Annotated in this window: 22 protein-coding genes; 15 read left to right on the top strand and 7 right to left on the bottom strand. The window is 64.9% G+C overall.

Going from position 1 to position 19736, the window contains the following annotated elements; all coding sequences use genetic code 11:
* The first annotated feature begins 32 nt into the window (after positions 1–32).
* The 4 genes from HWE01_RS09335 to HWE01_RS09320 all read left to right on the top strand — a co-directional run bounded on the left by HWE01_RS09335 (position 33) and on the right by HWE01_RS09320 (position 3430).
* Positions 33–599 (top strand): NUDIX hydrolase, encoded by a 567-nt coding sequence (locus tag HWE01_RS09335; protein WP_008330652.1) that lies wholly within the window; start codon positions 33–35, stop codon positions 597–599.
* Between the two features lie 17 nt (positions 600–616).
* Positions 617–1360 carry a leucyl/phenylalanyl-tRNA--protein transferase gene (aat, locus tag HWE01_RS09330; protein WP_175343599.1) on the top strand — a complete coding sequence of 248 codons (744 nt, stop codon included), beginning with the start codon at positions 617–619 and terminating at the stop codon, positions 1358–1360.
* Positions 1361–1479: 119 nt separating this feature from the next.
* Positions 1480–2208 carry an arginyltransferase gene (locus HWE01_RS09325; protein ID WP_008330660.1) on the top strand — a complete coding sequence of 243 codons (729 nt, stop codon included), beginning with the start codon at positions 1480–1482 and terminating at the stop codon, positions 2206–2208.
* Between the two features lie 154 nt (positions 2209–2362).
* Positions 2363–3430 (top strand): quinone-dependent dihydroorotate dehydrogenase, encoded by a 1068-nt coding sequence (locus HWE01_RS09320; RefSeq protein ID WP_241821614.1) that lies wholly within the window; start codon positions 2363–2365, stop codon positions 3428–3430.
* An 88-nt stretch (positions 3431–3518) separates the two neighbouring features.
* Here HWE01_RS09320 and HWE01_RS09315 read toward each other — a convergent pair whose 3' ends face one another.
* Complete coding sequence (locus tag HWE01_RS09315; protein ID WP_008330662.1) at positions 3519–3662, bottom strand: hypothetical protein; 144 nt, start codon at positions 3660–3662, stop codon at positions 3519–3521.
* Between the two features lie 240 nt (positions 3663–3902).
* On the opposite strand from HWE01_RS09315, the gene HWE01_RS09310 reads away from it, so the two are divergent.
* The 3 genes from HWE01_RS09310 to HWE01_RS22860 all read left to right on the top strand — a co-directional run bounded on the left by HWE01_RS09310 (position 3903) and on the right by HWE01_RS22860 (position 5770).
* Entirely contained in the window at positions 3903–4502 is a 600-nt protein-coding gene (locus tag HWE01_RS09310; RefSeq protein ID WP_008330663.1) for a gamma-glutamylcyclotransferase, read from the top strand.
* A gap of 35 nt (positions 4503–4537) precedes the next feature.
* Complete coding sequence (locus HWE01_RS09305) at positions 4538–4957, top strand: NAD-GH domain containing protein (RefSeq protein WP_241821612.1); 420 nt, start codon at positions 4538–4540, stop codon at positions 4955–4957.
* Positions 4958–5638: 681 nt separating this feature from the next.
* On the top strand, positions 5639–5770 hold the full coding sequence (locus HWE01_RS22860; protein ID WP_008330666.1) for a hypothetical protein: 132 nt from the start codon (positions 5639–5641) through the stop codon (positions 5768–5770).
* Positions 5771–5885: 115 nt separating this feature from the next.
* Here the strand turns inward: HWE01_RS22860 and HWE01_RS09300 are convergent, their stop codons facing one another.
* On the bottom strand, positions 5886–6767 hold the full coding sequence (locus HWE01_RS09300) for an alpha/beta hydrolase (protein WP_241821611.1): 882 nt from the start codon (positions 6765–6767) through the stop codon (positions 5886–5888).
* The gene (locus HWE01_RS09295) at positions 6764–8161 is read right to left on the bottom strand and encodes an HdeD family acid-resistance protein (RefSeq protein ID WP_349640997.1); all 1398 of its coding nucleotides are present in this window, start codon (positions 8159–8161) and stop codon (positions 6764–6766) included. The genes HWE01_RS09300 and HWE01_RS09295 overlap by 4 nt, the downstream gene beginning before the upstream one ends.
* Before the next feature lie 164 nt (positions 8162–8325).
* On the opposite strand from HWE01_RS09295, the gene HWE01_RS09290 reads away from it, so the two are divergent.
* Positions 8326–9093, top strand: a complete 768-nt coding sequence (locus tag HWE01_RS09290; protein WP_034351125.1) for a YdcF family protein — start codon at positions 8326–8328, stop codon at positions 9091–9093.
* 254 nt (positions 9094–9347) lie between these two features.
* Complete coding sequence (locus HWE01_RS09285) at positions 9348–11177, top strand: methyl-accepting chemotaxis protein (RefSeq protein ID WP_241821609.1); 1830 nt, start codon at positions 9348–9350, stop codon at positions 11175–11177.
* A 67-nt stretch (positions 11178–11244) separates the two neighbouring features.
* Here the strand turns inward: HWE01_RS09285 and HWE01_RS09280 are convergent, their stop codons facing one another.
* Genes HWE01_RS09280 through HWE01_RS09265 form a run of 4 tightly spaced genes read right to left on the bottom strand, consistent with a single transcriptional unit; the run spans position 11245 to position 14099 of the window.
* Entirely contained in the window at positions 11245–12132 is an 888-nt protein-coding gene (locus tag HWE01_RS09280) for an HD domain-containing phosphohydrolase (RefSeq protein ID WP_008330671.1), read from the bottom strand.
* 18 nt (positions 12133–12150) lie between these two features.
* The gene (locus HWE01_RS09275; RefSeq protein ID WP_008330672.1) at positions 12151–12792 is read right to left on the bottom strand and encodes a DUF1109 domain-containing protein; all 642 of its coding nucleotides are present in this window, start codon (positions 12790–12792) and stop codon (positions 12151–12153) included.
* Positions 12789–13418, bottom strand: a complete 630-nt coding sequence (locus tag HWE01_RS09270) for a sigma-70 family RNA polymerase sigma factor (protein ID WP_034350757.1) — start codon at positions 13416–13418, stop codon at positions 12789–12791. Before HWE01_RS09270 ends, HWE01_RS09275 begins: the two co-directional genes overlap by 4 nt.
* A 15-nt stretch (positions 13419–13433) precedes the next feature.
* Positions 13434–14099 carry a DUF1109 domain-containing protein gene (locus HWE01_RS09265; RefSeq protein ID WP_237713569.1) on the bottom strand — a complete coding sequence of 222 codons (666 nt, stop codon included), beginning with the start codon at positions 14097–14099 and terminating at the stop codon, positions 13434–13436.
* A gap of 243 nt (positions 14100–14342) precedes the next feature.
* On the opposite strand from HWE01_RS09265, the gene HWE01_RS09260 reads away from it, so the two are divergent.
* The 6 genes from HWE01_RS09260 to HWE01_RS09235 are packed head-to-tail and all read left to right on the top strand — an operon-like array spanning position 14343 to position 19735.
* Positions 14343–14621, top strand: a complete 279-nt coding sequence (locus HWE01_RS09260; RefSeq protein WP_008330675.1) for a BufA1 family periplasmic bufferin-type metallophore — start codon at positions 14343–14345, stop codon at positions 14619–14621.
* A gap of 20 nt (positions 14622–14641) precedes the next feature.
* Positions 14642–15493: an MNIO family bufferin maturase gene (gene bufB / locus HWE01_RS09255; protein ID WP_241821608.1), complete on the top strand. Its 852-nt coding sequence runs from the start codon at positions 14642–14644 to the stop codon at positions 15491–15493.
* A complete protein-coding gene (locus HWE01_RS09250; protein ID WP_241821606.1) occupies positions 15490–16245 on the top strand; it encodes an HvfC/BufC N-terminal domain-containing protein in 756 nt (251 codons plus the stop codon). Before bufB ends, HWE01_RS09250 begins: the two co-directional genes overlap by 4 nt.
* A gap of 20 nt (positions 16246–16265) precedes the next feature.
* Positions 16266–16736: a DoxX family protein gene (locus tag HWE01_RS09245; protein WP_008330679.1), complete on the top strand. Its 471-nt coding sequence runs from the start codon at positions 16266–16268 to the stop codon at positions 16734–16736.
* A 15-nt stretch (positions 16737–16751) separates the two neighbouring features.
* A complete protein-coding gene (locus HWE01_RS09240) occupies positions 16752–18380 on the top strand; it encodes a methyl-accepting chemotaxis protein (protein ID WP_008330695.1) in 1629 nt (542 codons plus the stop codon).
* A gap of 41 nt (positions 18381–18421) precedes the next feature.
* Entirely contained in the window at positions 18422–19735 is a 1314-nt protein-coding gene (locus HWE01_RS09235) for a tetratricopeptide repeat protein (protein WP_241821604.1), read from the top strand.
* Position 19736 lies beyond the last annotated feature (1 nt).

Below are 19736 nucleotides of genomic sequence, written 5' to 3'. Positions count from 1 at the left end.
TATATATAAAGACAGACACCTTCCGAGCCTCTATGAAATTCTGTTCCGAGTGCGGCCACACAGTATCCCAGCAGATTCCTCCCGATGACACGCGGCTGCGCCATGTCTGCACCAACTGCGGAGCGATCCACTATCAGAATCCCAAGATGGTGGTCGGCTCCATCCCCGTCTGGGAACAGGATGGCCAGGTCAAGGTCCTGCTGTGCAAGCGCGCCATCGAGCCGCGACTGGGTTACTGGACCCTGCCGGCCGGTTTCATGGAAAACGCGGAAACCACCGAAGACGCCGCCCGCCGCGAAACCGAAGAGGAGGCCGGTGCCCGTATCCAGCTGCACGAACTGTTCTCCCTGGTCAACGTGCCCCACGTCCACCAGGTCCACCTCTTCTACCGCGCTACCCTGCTCGACCTCGATTACCAGGCCGGCATCGAAAGCCTGGAAGTGGCCCTCTATACAGAAGACCAGATTCCCTGGCAGGACATCGCCTTCCCCACGGTGGAATTCACCCTGCGCGCCTTCTTTGCCCAGATGAAGAAAGTGCGCAGCGGTGAAGGCGGCTTCACGCTGCACACCGAAGACATCCGCCGCCGCATGATCTGATCCGCAGGAGCACGCGGATGATCGCCTGGCTGGATCTCGATACGCCCTTCCCCGATGTCTCGCGCGCCCTGGCCGATCCGGCCGGGCTGCTGGCCGCCGGCGGTGACCTGTCGCCACAGCGCCTGCTCGAAGCCTATCGCCACGGCATCTTCCCCTGGTTCTCCGAAGGCCAACCCATCCTCTGGTGGAGCACCGATCCGCGCATGGTGCTGCGCACCGATCACTTCGTCGTCTCCGACAGCCTCAAGAAAACCCTGCGTCGCATCGAGCGCAGTCGCCACGGCGACGGACTCTGGCAAGTCACCTTCGATACCGTCTTCGAACAGGTCATGCAAGGCTGCGCCGGCCCGCGCCGACACGAACACGGCACCTGGATCTCGCCCGAGATCATGGCAGGCTATACCGGGCTGCATCGCGCCGGCTACGCCCACTCCTCCGAAGTCTGGCTCAACGGTGAACTGGTCGGCGGCGCCTATGGCGTCTCCATCGGTCGCATGTTCTACGGCGAATCGATGTTTGCCCGCGTCAGCGATGCCTCCAAGGTGGCCCTGGCACACCTGGTGTTCTTCCTGCGCAGCCATGGCGTGCAGATGATCGACTGCCAGCAGGAAACCGCCCACCTGGCCTCGCTGGGCGCACGCCCCATCCCCCGCAGCGACTTCCTGCACCATCTGCGCGCCGCCATCCAGTGGCCGCAGATCCACGGATGGGCACCCCTGAACCTGCTGGAAACCGGCATCCCGTCCGGCCCACGTGACTGAGCCTGGCTCCATCCTTCACTGCGACTATCAAAATGGTGTAAATTGGAACCTGACTCCAGGGACCCACGGTGCGCTCGACACCTCGCCGCCGGCCTCCCGCAAGACAGGACAGGACGCACATGACGCATCTCAAAGACTTGCCGTTCTCCACGTTGCAGTTCTATGCAACCGCGCCCTACCCATGCAGCTATCTCGATGACCAGCAGGCCCGCTCGCAAGTGGCCACACCCTCGCATCTCATCAACGCGGATGTGTACTCGGAACTGGTCAAGACGGGCTTCCGGCGCAGCGGCATCTTTACCTACCGCCCCTACTGCGATGGCTGCACTGCCTGCACTCCAGTACGCATCCGCGTAGCCGACTTCGAACGCAACCGCAGCCAGCGCCGCGCCTGGGAACGCAATCGCGGCCTGCAAACCCTGGTCACCAACCTGACCTACGCCCACGAGCACTACGAACTCTACCTGCGCTACCAGTGCGCCCGCCATGCCGGCGGCGGCATGGACCAGGACAGCCGCGACCAGTACGCGCAGTTCCTGCTGCAAAGCAAAGTCAACACCCGACTGGTGGAGTTCCGCGAGGCCGACGGCACGCTGCGCATGGTCAGCATCATCGACGTGCTCAATGACGGGCTGTCCTCGGTCTATACCTTCTTCGATCCCGACCTGCCGGCCGCCTCCTTCGGTACCTACAACATCCTCTGGCAGATCGAGCAAGCGCGCCAGCTGGAGATGCCCTACGTCTACCTGGGCTACTGGATCAAGGAAAGCCAGAAGATGGCCTACAAGACCAACTACCAGCCGCTGGAAGCCCTGCATGAGGGCCACTGGAGCCTGCTCGAAGGCTGAAGCGGGCTTCACGTCTGTGGCGCAATGTCTGCAAAAACAGCCGCAGAAACTGCAAATGATGGGCGACAACGGCCCGGATACGGAGAACGGAAGGCGGCACGCGTTAGAATAGCGGCAGTTTTTTTGGCCCTCTTCCTTACCTGATCGCCCCATCGTGTCCGACAAATTTCTCTACGCGCTCGCGCGTCCGCTGCTGTTTTCCCTGGAACCCGAAACCGCACACCACCTGGTGCTGCCCGCGCTGCGCTGCGCCGCACGCTACAGCCTGACCGATTTCATCACCAGAAAACCGGCCGCCGATCCGCGCACGGTCATGGGTATCACCTTCCCCAACCCGGTGGGCATGGCCGCCGGACTGGACAAGGATGGCGCCTACATCGACGGCCTGGCGGCGCTGGGTTTCGGTTTCATCGAAGTCGGCACGGTCACGCCGCGCGCCCAGCCGGGCAATCCGCTGCCGCGCATGTTCCGCCTGCCGGCCGCCAACGCGGTCATCAACCGCATGGGCTTCAACAATGGCGGCGTGGATGCCTTCGTGGCCAATGTGCAATCCTCGCGCTTCTATCAGGAGCGCCAGGGCGTGCTGGGCCTCAATATCGGCAAGAACGCCGATACCCCCATCGAGCGCGCCGCCGAAGATTACGTGCACTGCCTGGAAAAGGTCTATCCCTACGCCAGCTATGTGACGGTGAACATCTCATCGCCCAACACCAAGAACCTGCGCCAGCTGCAAGGGGCCTCCGAACTGGATTCCCTGCTCTCGCAGCTGAAATCGGCCCAGCGCCGCCTGGCCGACCGTCATGGTCGCTACGTGCCGGTGGCGCTCAAGATCGCGCCGGACATGGACATGGAACAGGTCAAGAACGTCGCCGACGCCCTGCTGCGTCACCAGATCGATGGCGTCATCGCCACCAACACCACCATCACCCGCGATGCCGTGCAAGGCATGCCGCACGGGGAAGAAGCCGGCGGCCTGTCGGGCAAGCCGGTGCTGGAATTGTCCAACCAGGTGATCCGTGGCCTGAAGGCCGAAGTGGGCGAGGCGCTGCCCATCATCGGCGTGGGCGGTATCTTCAGCGGGGCCGATGCGCGCGCCAAGATCGAGGCCGGGGCCTCGCTGGTACAGCTCTACACCGGACTGATCTACCAGGGACCGGCGCTGGTGCACGAATGTGCCGACGCCCTGCGCGTGCCGCAGGCAGCACACGCGGCGCACCACTGAAGCGGCGCGCACCGCACAAACGAAAACAGCAGGCCAGGTGCCTGCTGTTTGTGTTTCCGGGAGCGCTGCGCTCTCCCGTGGGTGATGCTCAATCCTTGGAGGACTCCCTCTTGAGATTGAAGATCCGGCGCGCATTGGCGTCGGATTCGGACTTCTTTTCAAAATCGGTCTTCTCGCAACCGGCCAGCACAACACCGACGACCAGCGTCAGCAGCATGACGACAAAACGCATGATATTCCCCTGAAGATTCGGATGAGGCCCCGGATGGCCGCACGCCCCTTCGAGGAGCAGGCGGATAGCGCCGCAGGACGGGTCTGTGCGACCAGCATAGGGGGCCGGAAGGCGCCATTTTATGCGCAAAAGATCACTTCGCAATGACTATCAGTGAAAGTTTTCGCTCAAAACCGACTGCCCGTTCCCCTCTATAATGGCAGGCTTCCGGCGGCCAGGCCGTCGCCCTGCTTTGTGTCCATGTCCGTCAACACCATCGCCCTCAACCGCCAGATGCGTCGTTTCGATGACCACGCCAGCGTCTGGCTGTTCGGTTACGGCTCCATCATCTTCAAGGCCGATTTCCCCTATCTGGAACGCCGCCCGGCCCACATCACCGGCTGGGCGCGACGCTTCTGGCAAAGTTCCCACGATCATCGCGGCACAGCCCAAGCCCCGGGCCGGGTGGTAACCCTGGTACCGGAGCAGGATGCCGTCTGCGCCGGCATGGCCTACCTGATCACGCCGGAAGTCTTTGCCCATCTGGATCATCGCGAGAAAAACGGTTACCTGCGCCTGGTTACCGAGATGAGCTTCGAGGATGGCCAGGTCGCCGAAGGGCTGATCTACATCGCTGCCGACGACAACGAAGCCTTCGCCGGGCCCGCCAGCGAACTGGAGATCGCGCGCCAGATCGCCGGCGCCGTCGGTCCCAGCGGGCGCAACAGCGAATACCTGCTCAAGCTGGCCCAGGCTTTGCGCGAGCTGGGCGCCGAAGACCACCACGTCTTCGCCATCGAACGACATCTGCTGCAACTGATCGGGCAGCCGCCCGTGCTATCGTCTGCGGCACGCCCCTGAGTCCCGCATCGCCTACGACCACAAGGAAGAGCAACATGATCAAGACCCTCGCCGCCAGCCTCACCCTCATCATGGCCCTGGCCGCCTGCACCACCCCGGTGGAACGCACCGCCAGCGGCGCCATCCCCGCCGCGCGCGTCTACATCAAGAGCATGACCGAGCAGGCCGCGGGCCTGTCGCCCGTCACCTTCACCCGTGCCGCCGGCCTGCTCAACAACGACATGCTGGAACTGGCCATCAACGATGTGGTGCTGGCCCAGATCGCCGGCGGTGAACATCTGTCGATCTGGCTCAAGCCCGGCAGCTATGATTTCAGCATCAAGCGCGTCAACAGCCTGGGCAGCAATGCCGGACCGACGACGGACAAGCTGACGCTGCCCGTGGCCCAAGACGGCCGCTACGAGCTCCGGATCAATACCGAATTGCGCGGCCTGAAGCTGCAACTGGTCAAGTAAGCCTGAGCATCCTGCACGACAAAACGTGCCGGATATCGTGATGTTGCCCCATAGCCCCTGTCGTACGGATGACACACCGTGCCACGGGGGCTTGCTGCGTCAGCCCGGAGGGTTTTACGCAAGCCATTGATTAAAAACGGTTTTTCTCAAGAAAAAAAGACATCGGAGATACCCGGACAGCCAATCATTCACAAAATAGATAACTGGTATTGGGATTCAAAAGTGGAAGCACGCCCGTGAAGCGAATATATTGCAATGCAACAGATCAATTTCTTCCTCACGGAGCTCACCATGAACATCATCGCCGACATCCTCCCGTACACCCTGCTCATCGGCGCCATGGTTGCGCGCTACCTGATTTCGGTCAAGTAAGCAGCCTCCTGGCCGGGTGATCGCCCGTCTCCGCACGGAGACGCGATGCCACTTCGGAGCAGTCCTGAAAAGCGGTTATTGTCGCGTTGCAACGCTGACAAGCCGCTTTTTCTTTTGGCGCCGGTCGCGGATCGATTCGCACTGATTTAGGGCAAATTCGCACCATTATCATCATCGTTGATATCTCAACGATTTACCATGGTGCAACTCTGGCTTGCCGGTGTGGTAAATGTCGTGTCGTCGTCTCACTTGCAAAGCTGCTGCAGCGCATTACACTCGCAAGCTTTGCCAACGCAACGAAAGTGACGCATGAAGCGACTTGCCTCCCTCCTCGCCGCCTCCGCCCTGCTGCTGGCCGTGCAAGGCTGCGCCTGCGCGCCTGGCTTCGTCGGCTTTGACAGCCGCTGCCAGTTCAGCAACGTTCCCAGCGGGCAACCCTGAGTGAACAAAAAAGCACCGGATCGGCCCCTTCAGACGCCTGTCGCGGTGCTTTACATGCGTAATTCCAGGTTAATTCCTGAACCCTTCTTCACGCTGGCTTCAGCGTCTTCTGGTTTTACCCCATCGATACCGTCGGCATTGGACTGGCTTGCTCGGTCGGCGGCAACTGTCCCAGCCACTCCCGCAAGTCCTGCATGGCCTGCTCACGCAGTCGGGTTTCCTCATTGAAGATCTCGTGGTAAGCCTGGGCGTACCAGTGCAGCGTCTTGCTTTGGCCGGGCAGGGCCTCGTAGAAGGCCCGGCTGCCGCGCGGGGCGACGAAGGCGTCATCGCCGGCGACCTGCAGCAGCACTGGCCGCGTGAACTGGACGGCATCGCGCGCCGTCTGCTGCATGGCATCGAGCATGAAGTTGAGCATGCGCGGCGCGATCTTGCCGTGATTGAGCGGGTCCTGGCGGTACGCTCTTACCTGCTGCGGATCGTGCGAGATGCGCGCAGCCGGCAAGGCGGTCGGCAGGGCCAGGCCCGGGGCGATGGCCGAGGAGACCTTCAGCAGCAGCCGCTGCCAGCGCGACAGATCCAGCGCCAGCGCCGGTGAGGACAAGGCCAGTGCCCGCACCGGGCTGAAACCGCCGGTGGCAAAGCGCGCCGCCACCAGGCCGCCCATGCTGTGACCGAACAGCAGCGGCGTGCACTGCGTGCGGCGGCTGAAGTCATCGAAGCTCTGCTTCAGGTCGCGCAGCAGATCATCCGCTCGGATCAGGCTGCCCTGGCGGCCACCCGAATTGCCATGGCCGCGATGGTCGCAGATGCGCACGGAAAAGCCGGCCTGATTGAACAGCTGTGCCAATGCCTCATAGCGCCCGCCATGTTCCCCCAGGCCATGCACCATCTGCACCGCCGAGGTGGCGCCGGGCAGCAGCCAGTCGCGGCAAAACAGGCGGGTGCCGTCGGCGGCGTCGATCCAGTGTTCCTGTACGGGGAGAGGATGGCTCATGGTTTCCTGAAGGAAGAGGACTGCGCATCCGCCTGGCGGCGCGTCATTCGCCAGGCCTTGCGCAGGCGCCGGCTCTGGCGCAGGGCGAGCTGCAGCGACGCAGCCCAGGACAAGGGACGCGGATGCACCACCGCGCGCAAGGCGCGGGCATAGTCCAGCACCATGCCCGGCGTCCAGGCCATGGTCACGGCGCGCTTGCGGATCTGGCTGGCGACCCAGATCTCGGGCGTCAACATCATGCGCACCGCATTGAACCAGTGCCGGTCCCGGGTGCCGATGACGCCCTCAAGCGCGGCCTCCAGGGCATGAGCCACGGTGCTGGAGCAATTGCGATAGGTAAGGTTGTAGATCTCGGTCTGGCGGTAATGCTGCCAGAAGCGCTCCAGCGAGGCGCGACGGTAGTCGCGGAAGACGATCTTCTCGGTCGATTCGCACCAGGCCGCGGCTTCGCTGCGGTAATCGGTGAGGTAGCGGCCCTTGACGTCGTTGTCGGCCGTAGCGCGCAGGAGCCGGGCGAACTGATCCGGCGAGCGGTCGATTTCTTCGGCCGGATAAAGGCTGATATACAGATCGGGCAGGATCTCCAGCGCGGCGTGGCCGGTCGAGATGACGCCCTGGGTGTCGACGGCGGCAATGTAGCGGTCGATCACCGGCTGCCGCCGGGCCTGTCCCTTGGCGCTGCCGGTGGGGGTCCATACGTGCAGGGTCATCGGTGCCAGCGGCCCTGGTGTCGCAGCAGCCGTGGCCGGGGTGCACAGCTGTGCCTGCAGGTCGGGGGCAGCGTCGTGCAGCCCGGCATCGAAGGGCAAGTCATCGCCGCTGTTGCGCTCGGCCAGCACGTCAGCGGCGGCCTGCTGCGGCAGCATGCGGCTGCGCAGGGCCACCCAGATCATGTTCCAGCCACCGAAGACCAGGCCCAGCGCCAGGCAATACGGCACGGTTCCCTTGTAGTGGGTGGGATACGGCTGGAAGAAGAAGATCGCCAGCCCGATCTGCACGACCCCGCCGAACATGGCCGTGCGCCAGCGCGGAAAGCGCACCACCAGGGCCGAGGTGATCTGCAGCGCACCGCCGATGGTGAAGGCCAGCCCGAACAGCATGGCCAGCGCCATGTTGCTGGCGTAGTGCTGGGTGATGACCAGGATAGCAATGAGCAGGAACAAGCCGCCCTTGGCGTAGCGCAGGGTCTTCTGCGCGCCCATGCCGCTGTTGGCCACCCACAGGGTGACCAGGCTCTCCAGCAGCAGCAGGTAGCCGAACAGGGTCAAGGGGAAATTGAGCACGCCATCGAGTGCATCGATCATCAGCGACACGCCGACGGCTCCCCAGGCCAGACCGGCCACGGCCAGAGCGTGCCAGTTGCGGCGGATGAAATCGGCACCCAGCAATAACAAGACAAGTCGTATCACGGCATTCCCGGGGCTGTGCCCTTCCTTTTGCGATCCCGCATTCTGGGGGATTCCCTGCGGCGAGGCAAATCGGCATGCGGCAAGGCTGGCCCGGACCGGCACAATCACGCACAATGCCAGGCTGTCCACCATTGCTGCCGATCCTGTTCATGTCCTTGCCGGTCCTCCTCTCCGCCATGGCCAGCAGCCTCCTGCTGCCGCCCGTCTCGCCCCTCCTGCTGTACCTGGCCGGGCGATGGCTGCGCCGCCGCGCGCCGCGCAGCGGTCTGGCCCTGATGCTGCTGGGGATGATGATCCTGCTGGTCCTCAGTACCCGCGTCGGCGCCCTGTGGACGGTACGCCCCCTGGAAGACCAGTATCCGCCGCTGACCGGCCCCGGCGATGCGCAGGCCATCGTCATCCTGGGATCGGGTCGGGTCGACCGGGCGCCGGAATACGGTGGCAGCGACGACGCCACCGCCCTCGGCATGAAGCGGCTGCAATACGGCGCCTATCTTGCGCGCCAGACCGGCCTGCCCATCCTGGTGACCGGCGGCAGCCCCGACGGTTCGCCGGAAAGCGAAGCCGCCCTGATGACGCGCGACCTGCAGCGCGACTTCGGGGTAGCGGTGCGATGGCAGGAGCAGCAGGCCGACACCACGGCCCAGAACGCCAGCCATTCGGCCGCCATGCTCAAGGCCGATGGCATCACGCGCATCCTGCTGGTCACAGACAGCATCCACATGCCGCGCGCCATGCGCGTATTCACGCAGACGGGCTTGCAGGTCCGGGCAGCGCCTACCCTGTTCCACGGTCGGTCACGCCCCCGACCCACCGACTACCTGCCGCGCGCCAGCAACCTTGAGCTGGCCAGTTATGCCCTGCGTGAACGGATCGGCCTGTGGTGGTATCGGTTCCGCTCGGCGCTGGAGCAGTGAAATTGCCCCGCACCGCACCATTCATTTCCGAAAATGAGCGCACTTGCGCCTCCTGTTCCGGCATTCAGCAAGGCAATACCGGGTTAGAGTGGCAAGGTCGCGCGCATTTCATCTGCGAAAGCCCGTGAACACCACCTTGACTTGGCAACAATGACGCTCACGCAAGACGATGCACCAGGCCCGCGGGTTCCGCTGCCATCGTCCAGGCACGACGATGCCGGCGAGCGTCCAGATAAAAATTGGGAGATTACATCATGGGCCAGTTATCCTTCAGCAAGAAGCTGTGGCTGCCACTCGTATTGAGCCTCGTCGCCCTTCTGGCGATTTCCGTCTTCAGCGCCTATATGGTGCGCGACGTGCGCCTGGAAGAGCGCAAGAACGATCTGACCAACATCGGCCAGACCGCGCTGTCGCTGGTCAAGGCCTATGGCAGTCTGGCCGACAGTGGTGCCCTCACCAAGGAAGAGGCACAAAAACGTGCCAAGGCCGCCATCAAGAGTCTGCGCTACGGGACCGATGGCTACTTCTCGATTTCCACCTCGGCCCAGATCATCGTCATGCACCCGATCAAGACTGAACTGGACGGCAAGGACCTGACCAACTTCAAGGATCCGGCCGGCAACAACCTGTTCGTCGAGATCACCAAGGCCGGCAGCAAGCCCGGCGGCGGCTTCGTGCACTACCTGTGGCCCAAGGTTGGCGCGGCCGAACCGGTGGCCAAGACTTCCTTCGTGATCGCCTACCAGCCCTGGGACTGGAACCTGACCACCGGCGCCTACATGGATGACATCAACGCTGCCTTCATGGGCACGCTGGCCCGCATGGCGATCCTGTTCGCCGTGGTCGCCGCCGCCCTGGTGGGGCTGGTGATCGTGATCAACCGCGGCATCCTGCGCACCATCGGCGGCGATCCGGCCAAGGCGGCCGAGGTCGCCAACCGCATCGCCCAGGGTGACCTCACCCCCAACATCCAGACTGCGCCGGGCGACCAGAGCAGCCTGCTGTACGCAGTGCGCAGCATGCGTGACTCCCTGCTGAGCACCATCGCCAATATCAAGACTTCGGCCGATACCATCGCCACGGCCAGCCACGAAATCGCCAGCGGCAACCTCGACCTGTCCAGTCGCACCGAGCAGCAGGCCGGTTCCATCGAGGAAACCGCCTCGGCTATGGAAGAACTGACCGCCACCGTCAGGCAGAACGCCGACAACGCGCGCCAGGCCAACCAACTGGCCGAATCGGCATCGGACGTGGCGATCCAGGGCGGCAGCGTGGTCGGCCAGGTGGTGCAGACCATGGAAGGCATCACCGACAGCTCGCGAAAGATTGCCGACATCATCGGCGTGATCGACGGCATCGCCTTCCAGACCAATATCCTGGCCTTGAATGCGGCCGTGGAAGCGGCCCGTGCCGGCGAACAGGGGCGCGGCTTTGCGGTGGTGGCCTCGGAGGTGCGTTCGCTGGCCCAGCGTTCGGCCTCGGCGGCCAAGGAAATCAAGACCCTCATCGATGACTCGGTGAGCAAGGTCGATACCGGCAGCAAGCTGGTGGAACAGGCCGGCGCCACCATGACCGAAGTGGTGGCCAGCGTACGTCGGGTCACCGACATCGTCGGCGAGATCAGCTCGGCCAGCCAGGAACAGAGTGCCGGCATCGCCGAAGTCGGCCGCGCCATCACGCAGATGGATGAAGGCACGCAGCAGAACGCCGCACTGGTGGAGCAAGCTGCTGCCGCCGCGCAATCGCTGCAGGACCAGGCCGCTACCCTGGCCGGACTGGTAGGACGTTTCCAGATCGATGGCAACCAGGCACGTACCGCCCAGGCCACGCCAGTGCCACCGGCCGCACCCGTGGCCGCCAGGGCGGCACCGCGCCCGGCGCCGACGGCTGCGGCGCCACGCAAGCCGGCGACGACGCCGGCTGCTCATGCGGCCATTGCCGCACCCAAGGCAGCCGCAGCCAAACCCGCTGCCGCACCAGCCGCCAAGACCGAGCCAGCGGCCGAGAAGACAGCCGCCAAGCCGGCCGCCAAAGCCTCGCGCCTGCCTGCCGGAGAAGATGAAGGGGATTGGGAAACCTTCTGAGCCAATGAGCGCCGTACCGCCAGCCCGCCAGCCCGCTTCGTGCGGGCTTTTTCATGGGTGATGCAACTCAGGTCAGGGCGGCGCGGTTTTCCCCGACCAGACGACGGATCAGACCGGTATCAGGCGGCACCGCCAGGGCGCGCGCCGTATCCTGCTTGCCGCTGGCCAGAAGGCCCTGTGCACCGGCCGCTATGGTGTATTCGCTATGGCAGGCCGGACAGTACAGAGTATCGCCCACGGCCGCGTGGCGCGGCTGCACGATGATCGGACCGCAACTGAGGCAGCGTTGCAGGGGGATACCCTCGTCGCTGTGACCGACGATGTGGGCCAGTTCCGGATGGGACTGCAAGCCGATGAACAGCTGACCCAGCTCTGCATCGAACTGCTTGCCCAGCTCGCCCCCGATGATCTCCATGGCGCGGGCGATCGGCATGCCGCTGCGGTAGGGGCGCGTGCTGGTCATGGCATCGAAGGCATCGCAGATGCCGACGATGCGCGCAGCCAGCGGGATGTCCTCGCCGCGTCGTCCGTAGGGGTAGCCGCGGCCATCCGGCGTTTCGTGATGCAGCAGCACGGCCTCTTCGGCCAGCGCCGCCAGCGGGTGGCCGGCCAGCATGCGATGGCCGATCTCGGGATGGGTCCGGATGACCGCATATTCCGCGTCATCCAGTCGAGATTTCTTGCCCAGTACGGCATCGGGAATGCCGATCTTGCCCAGGTCATGCAGGAACGCGCCGATCGTGATGCGCGCCACCTGCTGCGCAGGCAATCCGGCCGACTCGGCCAGCAAACGCGAGAGCCGCGCCACCCGCCACAGATGCCCGCCCGTGTAGGGATCGCGCGCCTCGACCGCCCAGGCCAGCAGAAACAGACTCATCAGCAACTGCTCGTCACGTGCAGCCTGGCCTGCAGCGGTCCTTTGCGTGGCCCGCTGCCACAGGGAAAGCAAACTCATTGGAAAACTCCCGGGAACTTACCAGCGCAACAGGCGCGGACCCAGCAGCAAGCCGACCGCTGCCGGGATGAGAATGCCCAGCAAGTACCAGACGCCCCAGAAGGGAACGCCCATTTCCGGGCAATGCAGGCAATACACCATGGTCGCACTGGCGCCGGCCAGCAGCCCGGCCACGGCGCCGGTCAGGCGCAGCCGCGTCGGTGCCATGCCGCGCACGGCCCAGAAGATGCCGATGAACAGCGGTACCGACAACAGCGCGATATTGAAGGGGCAACTGCGCCAGCTGATCCCCATCAACAGCGGCAGACGCTGCGCCACCGGCGCACTGAGCAGCACCGTGACGCCACCCAGCCACAGCGCCAGGCCGGGCAAGGCAATGCCGGCCCAGCGCGCACCCACGCGCAGCCCCGGACGCACCAGACGCCGCAGCACCAGCAGGGTACCCACGGTCAGCGTGGTGGGAAAAGCCAGCTTGATCCAGAACAGCGGCACCCCCAGCATCACGGTCAGATCGGGGCGCAGTCCATAGATCGGCAGCATCAGCAGCAACGAACCCAGGCCGCCCAGCAGCAGTGCCTGGGCCATCTGCCTGGCCGGCAGGCGACGGTCCACCGGCGCTACGTCACCGGCCATCATCGAAATAAGGTCATCAGTCTTCATGCTTGCAGTTTCTCCCGGATCTTCAGGGCCAGGGCCTTGAGGCCGCGATGGATCCCCACCTTGACGGCCGATTCCGACATCCCCGTCAGTTGCGCCGTCTCGGCTACCGACAGGCCCTCCAGCTTGACGTGCACGATCGGCAGGCGCTGCTTGTCGGGCAGCTCCTCCAGCAGGGCGCCGACATCGCGCCGGGCCTGGGCCGGTTCGTCGTCACAGACGGCCAGCAGGTCATGCTCTTCCTCCAGCGGATCATTGAAGGCTTCGCGGCGCGAGCGCGCGCGCAGGAAGTCCATCAGCTTGTAGCGCGCGATGGCATGCACCCAGGCCGTCAACGGCTGGTCGGGACGATAGGTGTGACGGGCGTTGTGGATGGCCAGCAGGGTTTCCTGCACGACGTCCTCGACGTCATCCTGCAGATGGACCAGCCGCTTGCGCAGGAAAGCGCGCAGGCGTCCGCTGAGTTCGGCCAGGAATTGGCGATAGGCCACGGCGTCACCGTCGAGACCGGCCAGCAGCAGCGTACGCAGGCGTTCCTCGGCCGGGTGCGAAGGCTTGCCGGGAAGACCGGCCAGGTCACCCGACAAGGCCGGGCCGCCAGTGGCCAACAGGAAAGGACTCTCAGTCATGAGCACGCCGACAGATTACCAACGAAGCAGCCATGGGCCGCACAAGGCGCCTGCCCCCGTCGGCAGCGCCACCCCCAGTACATACCAGACGCCCCAGAACGGCGGCGCCATCTCCACGCAATAAAGTGAATAGACTAGCACGCCCTGGGCACCGGCCACCAAACCGGCCACGGCACCGGCTGCGCGCAGTTGCGTAGGTGCCAGTCCGCGCAGGAACCACAGCATCGTTGCCAGCGTGGGCAGCGACAGCAAGGCCACATTGGCCGAACAGACCTCCCAGCTGCTCCCCAGCAGCAGGTCCAGACGCTGCGAGGGTGGTGCCAGCGCCAGCCAGCTGCCGCCAGCCAGCCACAGCAGGGCCGGCGGCAGCAGCAATCCCGCTGCCGGTGCCAGGCCGATGCGCATGCCAGGCAGTGCCAGCCGGGATGCGGCCAGTTGTCCGGCCAGCAGCGCAGCCAGCGGAAACGAGACCTTCATCCAGAACAAAGGTTGCAGCAGCAGGGTGCGCAGGTCGCTGCGGACCCCATACAGAATGGCCAGCAGCAGCGCCGCTCCCATCAGGCCCAAGGCCAGCGCCACGGCCATGCGCGCGGCCACGTTGCGCACCAGGGTGCGCTGGCCGGGGCCGGCGGAACCTCCGGTGCCGGTGGCCAGCATGTTGACCAGTTCCATCGTTTTCATTCACATCCCCTGTTTCGCCCCTGCGGGCAGACTGCGCAACGGCGCGCTCTCCTGTGTATTCGTTCACAAAACCGTTTGGGTTACAGCAAGCGCGAAAAATATTTCTTCAAAAAATTTTCGATGCGCTGTAACCGGCCAGCCTCCGCCTGCGAATTAACCATCAGACCGGCAGCCTGGCTGCAGCAAATCAGCCTGCGCCGGTCAGTGTCATCTTCCACTTCATTCCATTTCAAGGAGCACACCATGAACCACCGCCTCGTCGCCACCGCCGCCCTGACCCTCGCCACCCTCGCCTCCGGCGCAGCCATGGCGCAAGACAAGCAACCGATGAACAAGACTGCCGTCGAGAAGTGCTATGGCGTTTCCATGGCCGGCCAGAACGACTGCAAGGCTGGTGAAGGCACCACCTGCGCCGGCACGGCCAAGATGGATTACCAGGGCAATGCCTGGAAGAACGTTCCGGCCGGCACCTGCACTTCCATCAAGACCCCGCGCGGCATGGGCTCGCTCAAGCCGATCTGATCCATCCGGAGCCAATGGTCATGACAGCGCACCTCCTCACTGCCGGCCTGGGTCTCAAGCCGCAGCACTTCGATGCGGCCCTGGCCTGCACCACGCCCGGGCTGTGGTTCGAAGTCCATCCGGAGAACTACCTGATGGAAGGCGGCCCCCGACTGGCCTGGCTGCAGGCCATCCGGGAAAGGCATCCGGTGGCCCTGCACGGGGTGTCGCTGTCATTGGCCGGGCCGCAAGCGCCCGATCCCGCTCACCTGCGCCAGCTGGCACAACTGGCCCGACGTATCGAACCGGTACTGGTCTCCGAACACCTGGCCTGGTCACGTGCCGGCGCACACTACCTGCCCGACCTGTTACCCGTGCCGCGCACGACCGAGATGCTGGCGCGCGTGGCCGCCAACATCAGCCGTACCCAGGATGTCCTGCAGCGTCGCATCGCGCTGGAGAATCCTTCTCACTATCTGCGCATGGAAAGGCACAGCTGGAGCGAGCCGGAATTCCTGCAAGAGCTGGTACGCCGCACCGGTTGCGGCTTGCTGGTCGATGTCAACAATGTCCACGTCAGCGCATGCAACCTGGGTATCGATGCCACCGATTACCTCGACCAGTTGCCAGCGGAGGCCATCCTCGAAATCCACCTGGCCGGCCACAGTGCCGACGCCCATCTTCCCGGCCTGCTGGTCGATTCGCATGATGCACCGATCGCGGCCCCGGTATGGGCCTTGTACCAGCATCTGCTGGCCCGTACCGGCCCCCGCCCCACGCTGATCGAACGCGACGGCAACGTGCCGGCCTTCGATGTGCTGCTGGCCGAGCGCGACATGGCCGCTGCATTGCTTCATCCGCTGGTGCTGGCACCAGAGGAGCAGCCCGCATGAATGCCACCGAGAGCCGCTATCACGACGCGTTCCTGCAGGCCCTCCTGAGCGGTCATAGCGACGATCCCGAGATCGGCGCGCTGCTCGCCCAGCCGGCTTTCGCGATCTATCGCAATACCGTCTTCAAGGGCTGCGTCGATGCGCTGCTGGCCAACTATCCCGCAGTGCACCGACTGGTGGGTCGCGCATGGATGGAATCGGCCGCACTGGAGTTCGCGCATCACCACTTGCCACGCCAGGCCAGCCTGATCGCCTATGGCGAAGGCTTTGCCGAATTTCTCGGCACGCTGGAGGCCGCACGCGCCCTGCCCTATCTGCCCGGCATCGCCCTGCTGGATCGCTGCTGGACCGAATCCCACTTGGCCGCCGACCAGCCCGTCCTGGCAGGCGCGGCCCTGCACACCGCACTGGCCGAGGGCCGGGACGTGACCCTGGTCCTGCATGCCGCCTGCCGCTGGCATCACGATGGGCAACATCCGGTCTACACCATCTGGAACGCCAACCGCAACGAAGAAGACGCCACGGAACTGGCCCCGCAATGGTGCGGCGAGGGCGCCCTGCTCACCCGCCCCCACGGCCAGGTGCAATGGCAGGCACTGGGCCCGGGCGGCGGCCGTTTCCTCGATGCCTGTCGCGATGGCTGCGCCATCGCCAGTGCAGCCGACCAGGCGCTGACACACGAGCCCGGGCTGGACCTTGCCCTGCTGCTGGGCCAGCTGGTTCTGGCCGGCGCCTTCACTTCCTTCTATTGAACACCCCCACGGAGACCCTCATGGAACCGCCTCTCACCCTGGAAGCCACGGCCCGGCCGCATACCACCCTCTACACGCGCGCCGCCGACCTGGCCAGCCGCCTCATCAGCGATTCACTGCTGGCCCTGGTGGCACGGCTGTCGATTGCCGCCATCTTCTTCCTCTCCGGCCGGACCAAGGTCAGCGGATGGCTGCACATCAAGGACAGCACCTATGTCCTGTTCCAGGAGGAATATCGCCTGCCGTTGGTACCGCCCGACCTGGCTGCACACCTGGCCACCTATGCCGAACACTTCTTCCCGCTGCTGCTGGTGCTGGGCCTGTTCACGCGCGGCGCGGCGCTGGCGTTGCTGGGCATGACGGCGGTCATCGAGATCTTCGTCTACCCGGATGCCTGGCCAACCCACCTGTCGTGGGCCGGTCTGTTGCTGCTGCTGGTGGCACGCGGTGGTGGTGCCTGGTCACTGGACCGGCGCCTGGGCCTGCACTGATCGAGGGAGACCATCATGTTGACCAGAATGAAGCTGCGCACTGCCCTGCTGCTGGTACTGGGGCTGTTGACCCTGGCGCTGTGGCTGGCGGTGGCCATGGCCTGGCAGGGCGCGCGCTCGGCAAGCCGTGCCACTGCTGCGCTGATCGAACTGTCGGATCGTCACATCCAGCCCCTGCATGACACCGAGCGCCTGTTCCTGACCACCCTGATCAACATGGACAACGCCTACATCAATCTGGTCAAGGGCGATGAAATCAAGTCCAATGACTACAGTCGACGGGCCTCGGCCGCCCTGCAGGAAGCCCGCAAGGCTTTCGACGGCTACCGCCAGGGCCTCACTCCGCAAGCCCTGGCCGAGCCCGAGGCACTGCGTGTCTCGGCGGCCTATGACAGTTACATCAAGGTGTTGAACCAGCGCGAGGTGGCGCTGTATGACGTCTCGCTGGACGACTACGCCGCCGCCACCGTCAGCGCAGAAGCAGCCGATCGCGAATTTGCCGCCACCCTGCGCGCCGTGATCCAGCGTGCGGAACAGGTCAAGGACGGTCTGCGCCAGGCCTCCGAACGCCGCTCGGCCCAGGCCTCGCTACTGGCCGTATCCATGCTGGCGGCCTCCATCCTGCTCATTGGCGTCTGCTGGCTGCTGTTCGACCGCCTGCTGCTGCGACCGCTCAAGCGCGCCGCCGAACATTTCGACCGCATCGCCGACGGTGATCTGAGTCGCCCGGTACAAGGCATCTCCGGCAATGAAATCGGTGTACTCCTGGCCGCATTGCAGCGCATGCAGCGCGGCGTGGCCCGCACCGTCGACGACATCCGCGAGGCCACCCGCGACCTGCATCACGGTGTCGCCGATATCGCCCAGGGCAACGGCGAACTGGCGCAGCGTACGCAGTCCCAGGCCAGTACGCTGGAGTCGACTGCGGCCACCCTGGAACGGCTCTCCGGTGCCGTGCGCAACAATGCCCAGAACGCCGGCCGCACCAATGCAATGGCGGCTGCCGCCGCCCGCGATGCCGAGCGCGGTGGCCAGGTCATGGGCGGCATCGCCGGTGCAATGGCCGAGGTCACGGCAGGGGCAGCACGGATCTCCGACATCGTCAGCGTGATCGACGGCATCGCCTTCCAGACCAACATCCTGGCCCTGAATGCCTCGGTGGAAGCTGCCCGCGCCGGCAGCCAGGGCCGCGGCTTCGCCGTCGTGGCCTCGGAGGTGCGCTCGCTGGCGCTGCGCAGTGCGCAGGCCGCGCGCGAGGTCAAGGACCTGATCGCCACCTCGATCGGCTCGGTCGACCACGCCGCAGAACAGGTCAAGGAAGCCGACCAGGCCATCGTCCAGATCGTGCAGTCGTTCGGCCATGTCATGACCACCGTCAACGAGATCGCCACGGCGACACAGGAACAGGCCGAAGGCATTTCCCAGGTCAGTCTCAGCCTGGCGGACATGGACCGTGCGACCCGGCAGAACGCGACCCTGGTCGAACAGACTGCGGCAGCCGCCGATGCCCTGACCGAACAGGCGGCTACGCTCACGGCGTCGGTGGCCGTCTTCACCCTGGCCGTCCCTGCCGCCATGAGCAGCACAGACACGACCGATGCGCAGACCCTGTCGCTGCCTCGGCTGGCGGTTTCGAGTCAATAAATTCACATCGCCCCGACGATGACACCAAGAGGAGACCCCCCATGACGTCCAGCGGCGCCCTGGAAGAACTGATCGAAGAAAGCTTCACTTCGGCCTTCAACCACCATGCAGCGGGCCGCCTCGATGCGGCCGAAGAAGACTATCGCCTCATCCTCGCCATGGAAGAGCAGCACGCCCCGGCCCAGCATTATCTGGGCGTGCTGCTGCATCAGTGCGGTCGCCACGAGGAAGGATTGGCGCTGATGCACGAGGCCGCGCGCAACGCCCCGCCTGATGCCGACTGGTGCAACGATCTGGGCAATGTTCTGTTCGCCTGCGGACGTTTCGAGGAAGCGGCACCGGCCTATGAACAGGCCCTGGACTTGCGGGCGGCAGATGCGCAACTGTGGACCAACCTGGCCGCAGCGCGGCGCGCCCTGGGCCAGACCGACGCCGCCATCGCCGCCGGCAAGCAGGCCTTGCAGTATGACCCGCACTGCCTGGCCGCCCTGCATCAGCTGGCAGAGCTCTACGCCCAACTGGGGGATCGCATGCAGAGTTCGCGCTACCAGTGCATGGCCTTCGTGCTGCCGCCGCACGAGGGCAAGTCGCGCGAGCTGCTGGCGATCTCTTTCTATTTCCTGGGGCAGATGGAGCAAGCCGCAGAAGTATGCCGGCAATGGTTGCTGGAGGAGCCCGGACACCCCATCGCCAGCCACATGTTTGCCGCCTATGCCGGACTGCCCAGCGACACGGTCCCGCGTGACTACATCGTGCAGCGCTTCGATGACTACGCCGATCACTTCGACAGCAACCTCGTCACGCACCTGGACTACCGTGGGCCGCAAGTGCTGGAGGCGATGCTGCAGGCGGGCCTGGCCGACGCAGCACCGGTCAATGTCCTGGACGCCGGTTGCGGCACCGGCCTGTGCGCGCCGGTACTGGCGCCCTATGCGCAGGCGCTGGAAGGCATCGACCTGTCCCCCAACATGCTGCGCCACGCTGCACGGCATGCACAATACACCGCGCTGGCCGAAGCCGACGCGGTGGAGTGGATGAGGGCTCATCCGGCACGTTATGGCCTGGTCGCGGCCTGCGACGTGCTGATCTACTGTGGCCAACTGGCCTCGTTCTTCGGGGCAGCCGTACAAGCCTTGCAGGAAGGCGGCCACCTGATCTTCACCGTCGAACTGGCGGAGGAAGAACGTGCCACTGGCTACTACCTTCACGCCAGCGGCCGCTTCCGCCACCAGCGCAGCTATGTGCAACAGTGCCTGCAGGAGGCCGGGCTGGCGATGGTGCTGGTGCGCGAGGAAAGCCTGCGCGTGGAAATGCAGCAACCCGTGCCGGGACTGGTCGTCCTGGCACGGCGCTGAG

It is taken from the genome of Herbaspirillum sp. C7C8, assembly GCF_022627875.1.
Taxonomy (GTDB): domain Bacteria; phylum Pseudomonadota; class Gammaproteobacteria; order Burkholderiales; family Burkholderiaceae_D; genus Herbaspirillum.
Note: the sequence above shows the minus strand (reverse complement) of the source record. Positions and strands in the feature narration are given on the sequence as shown.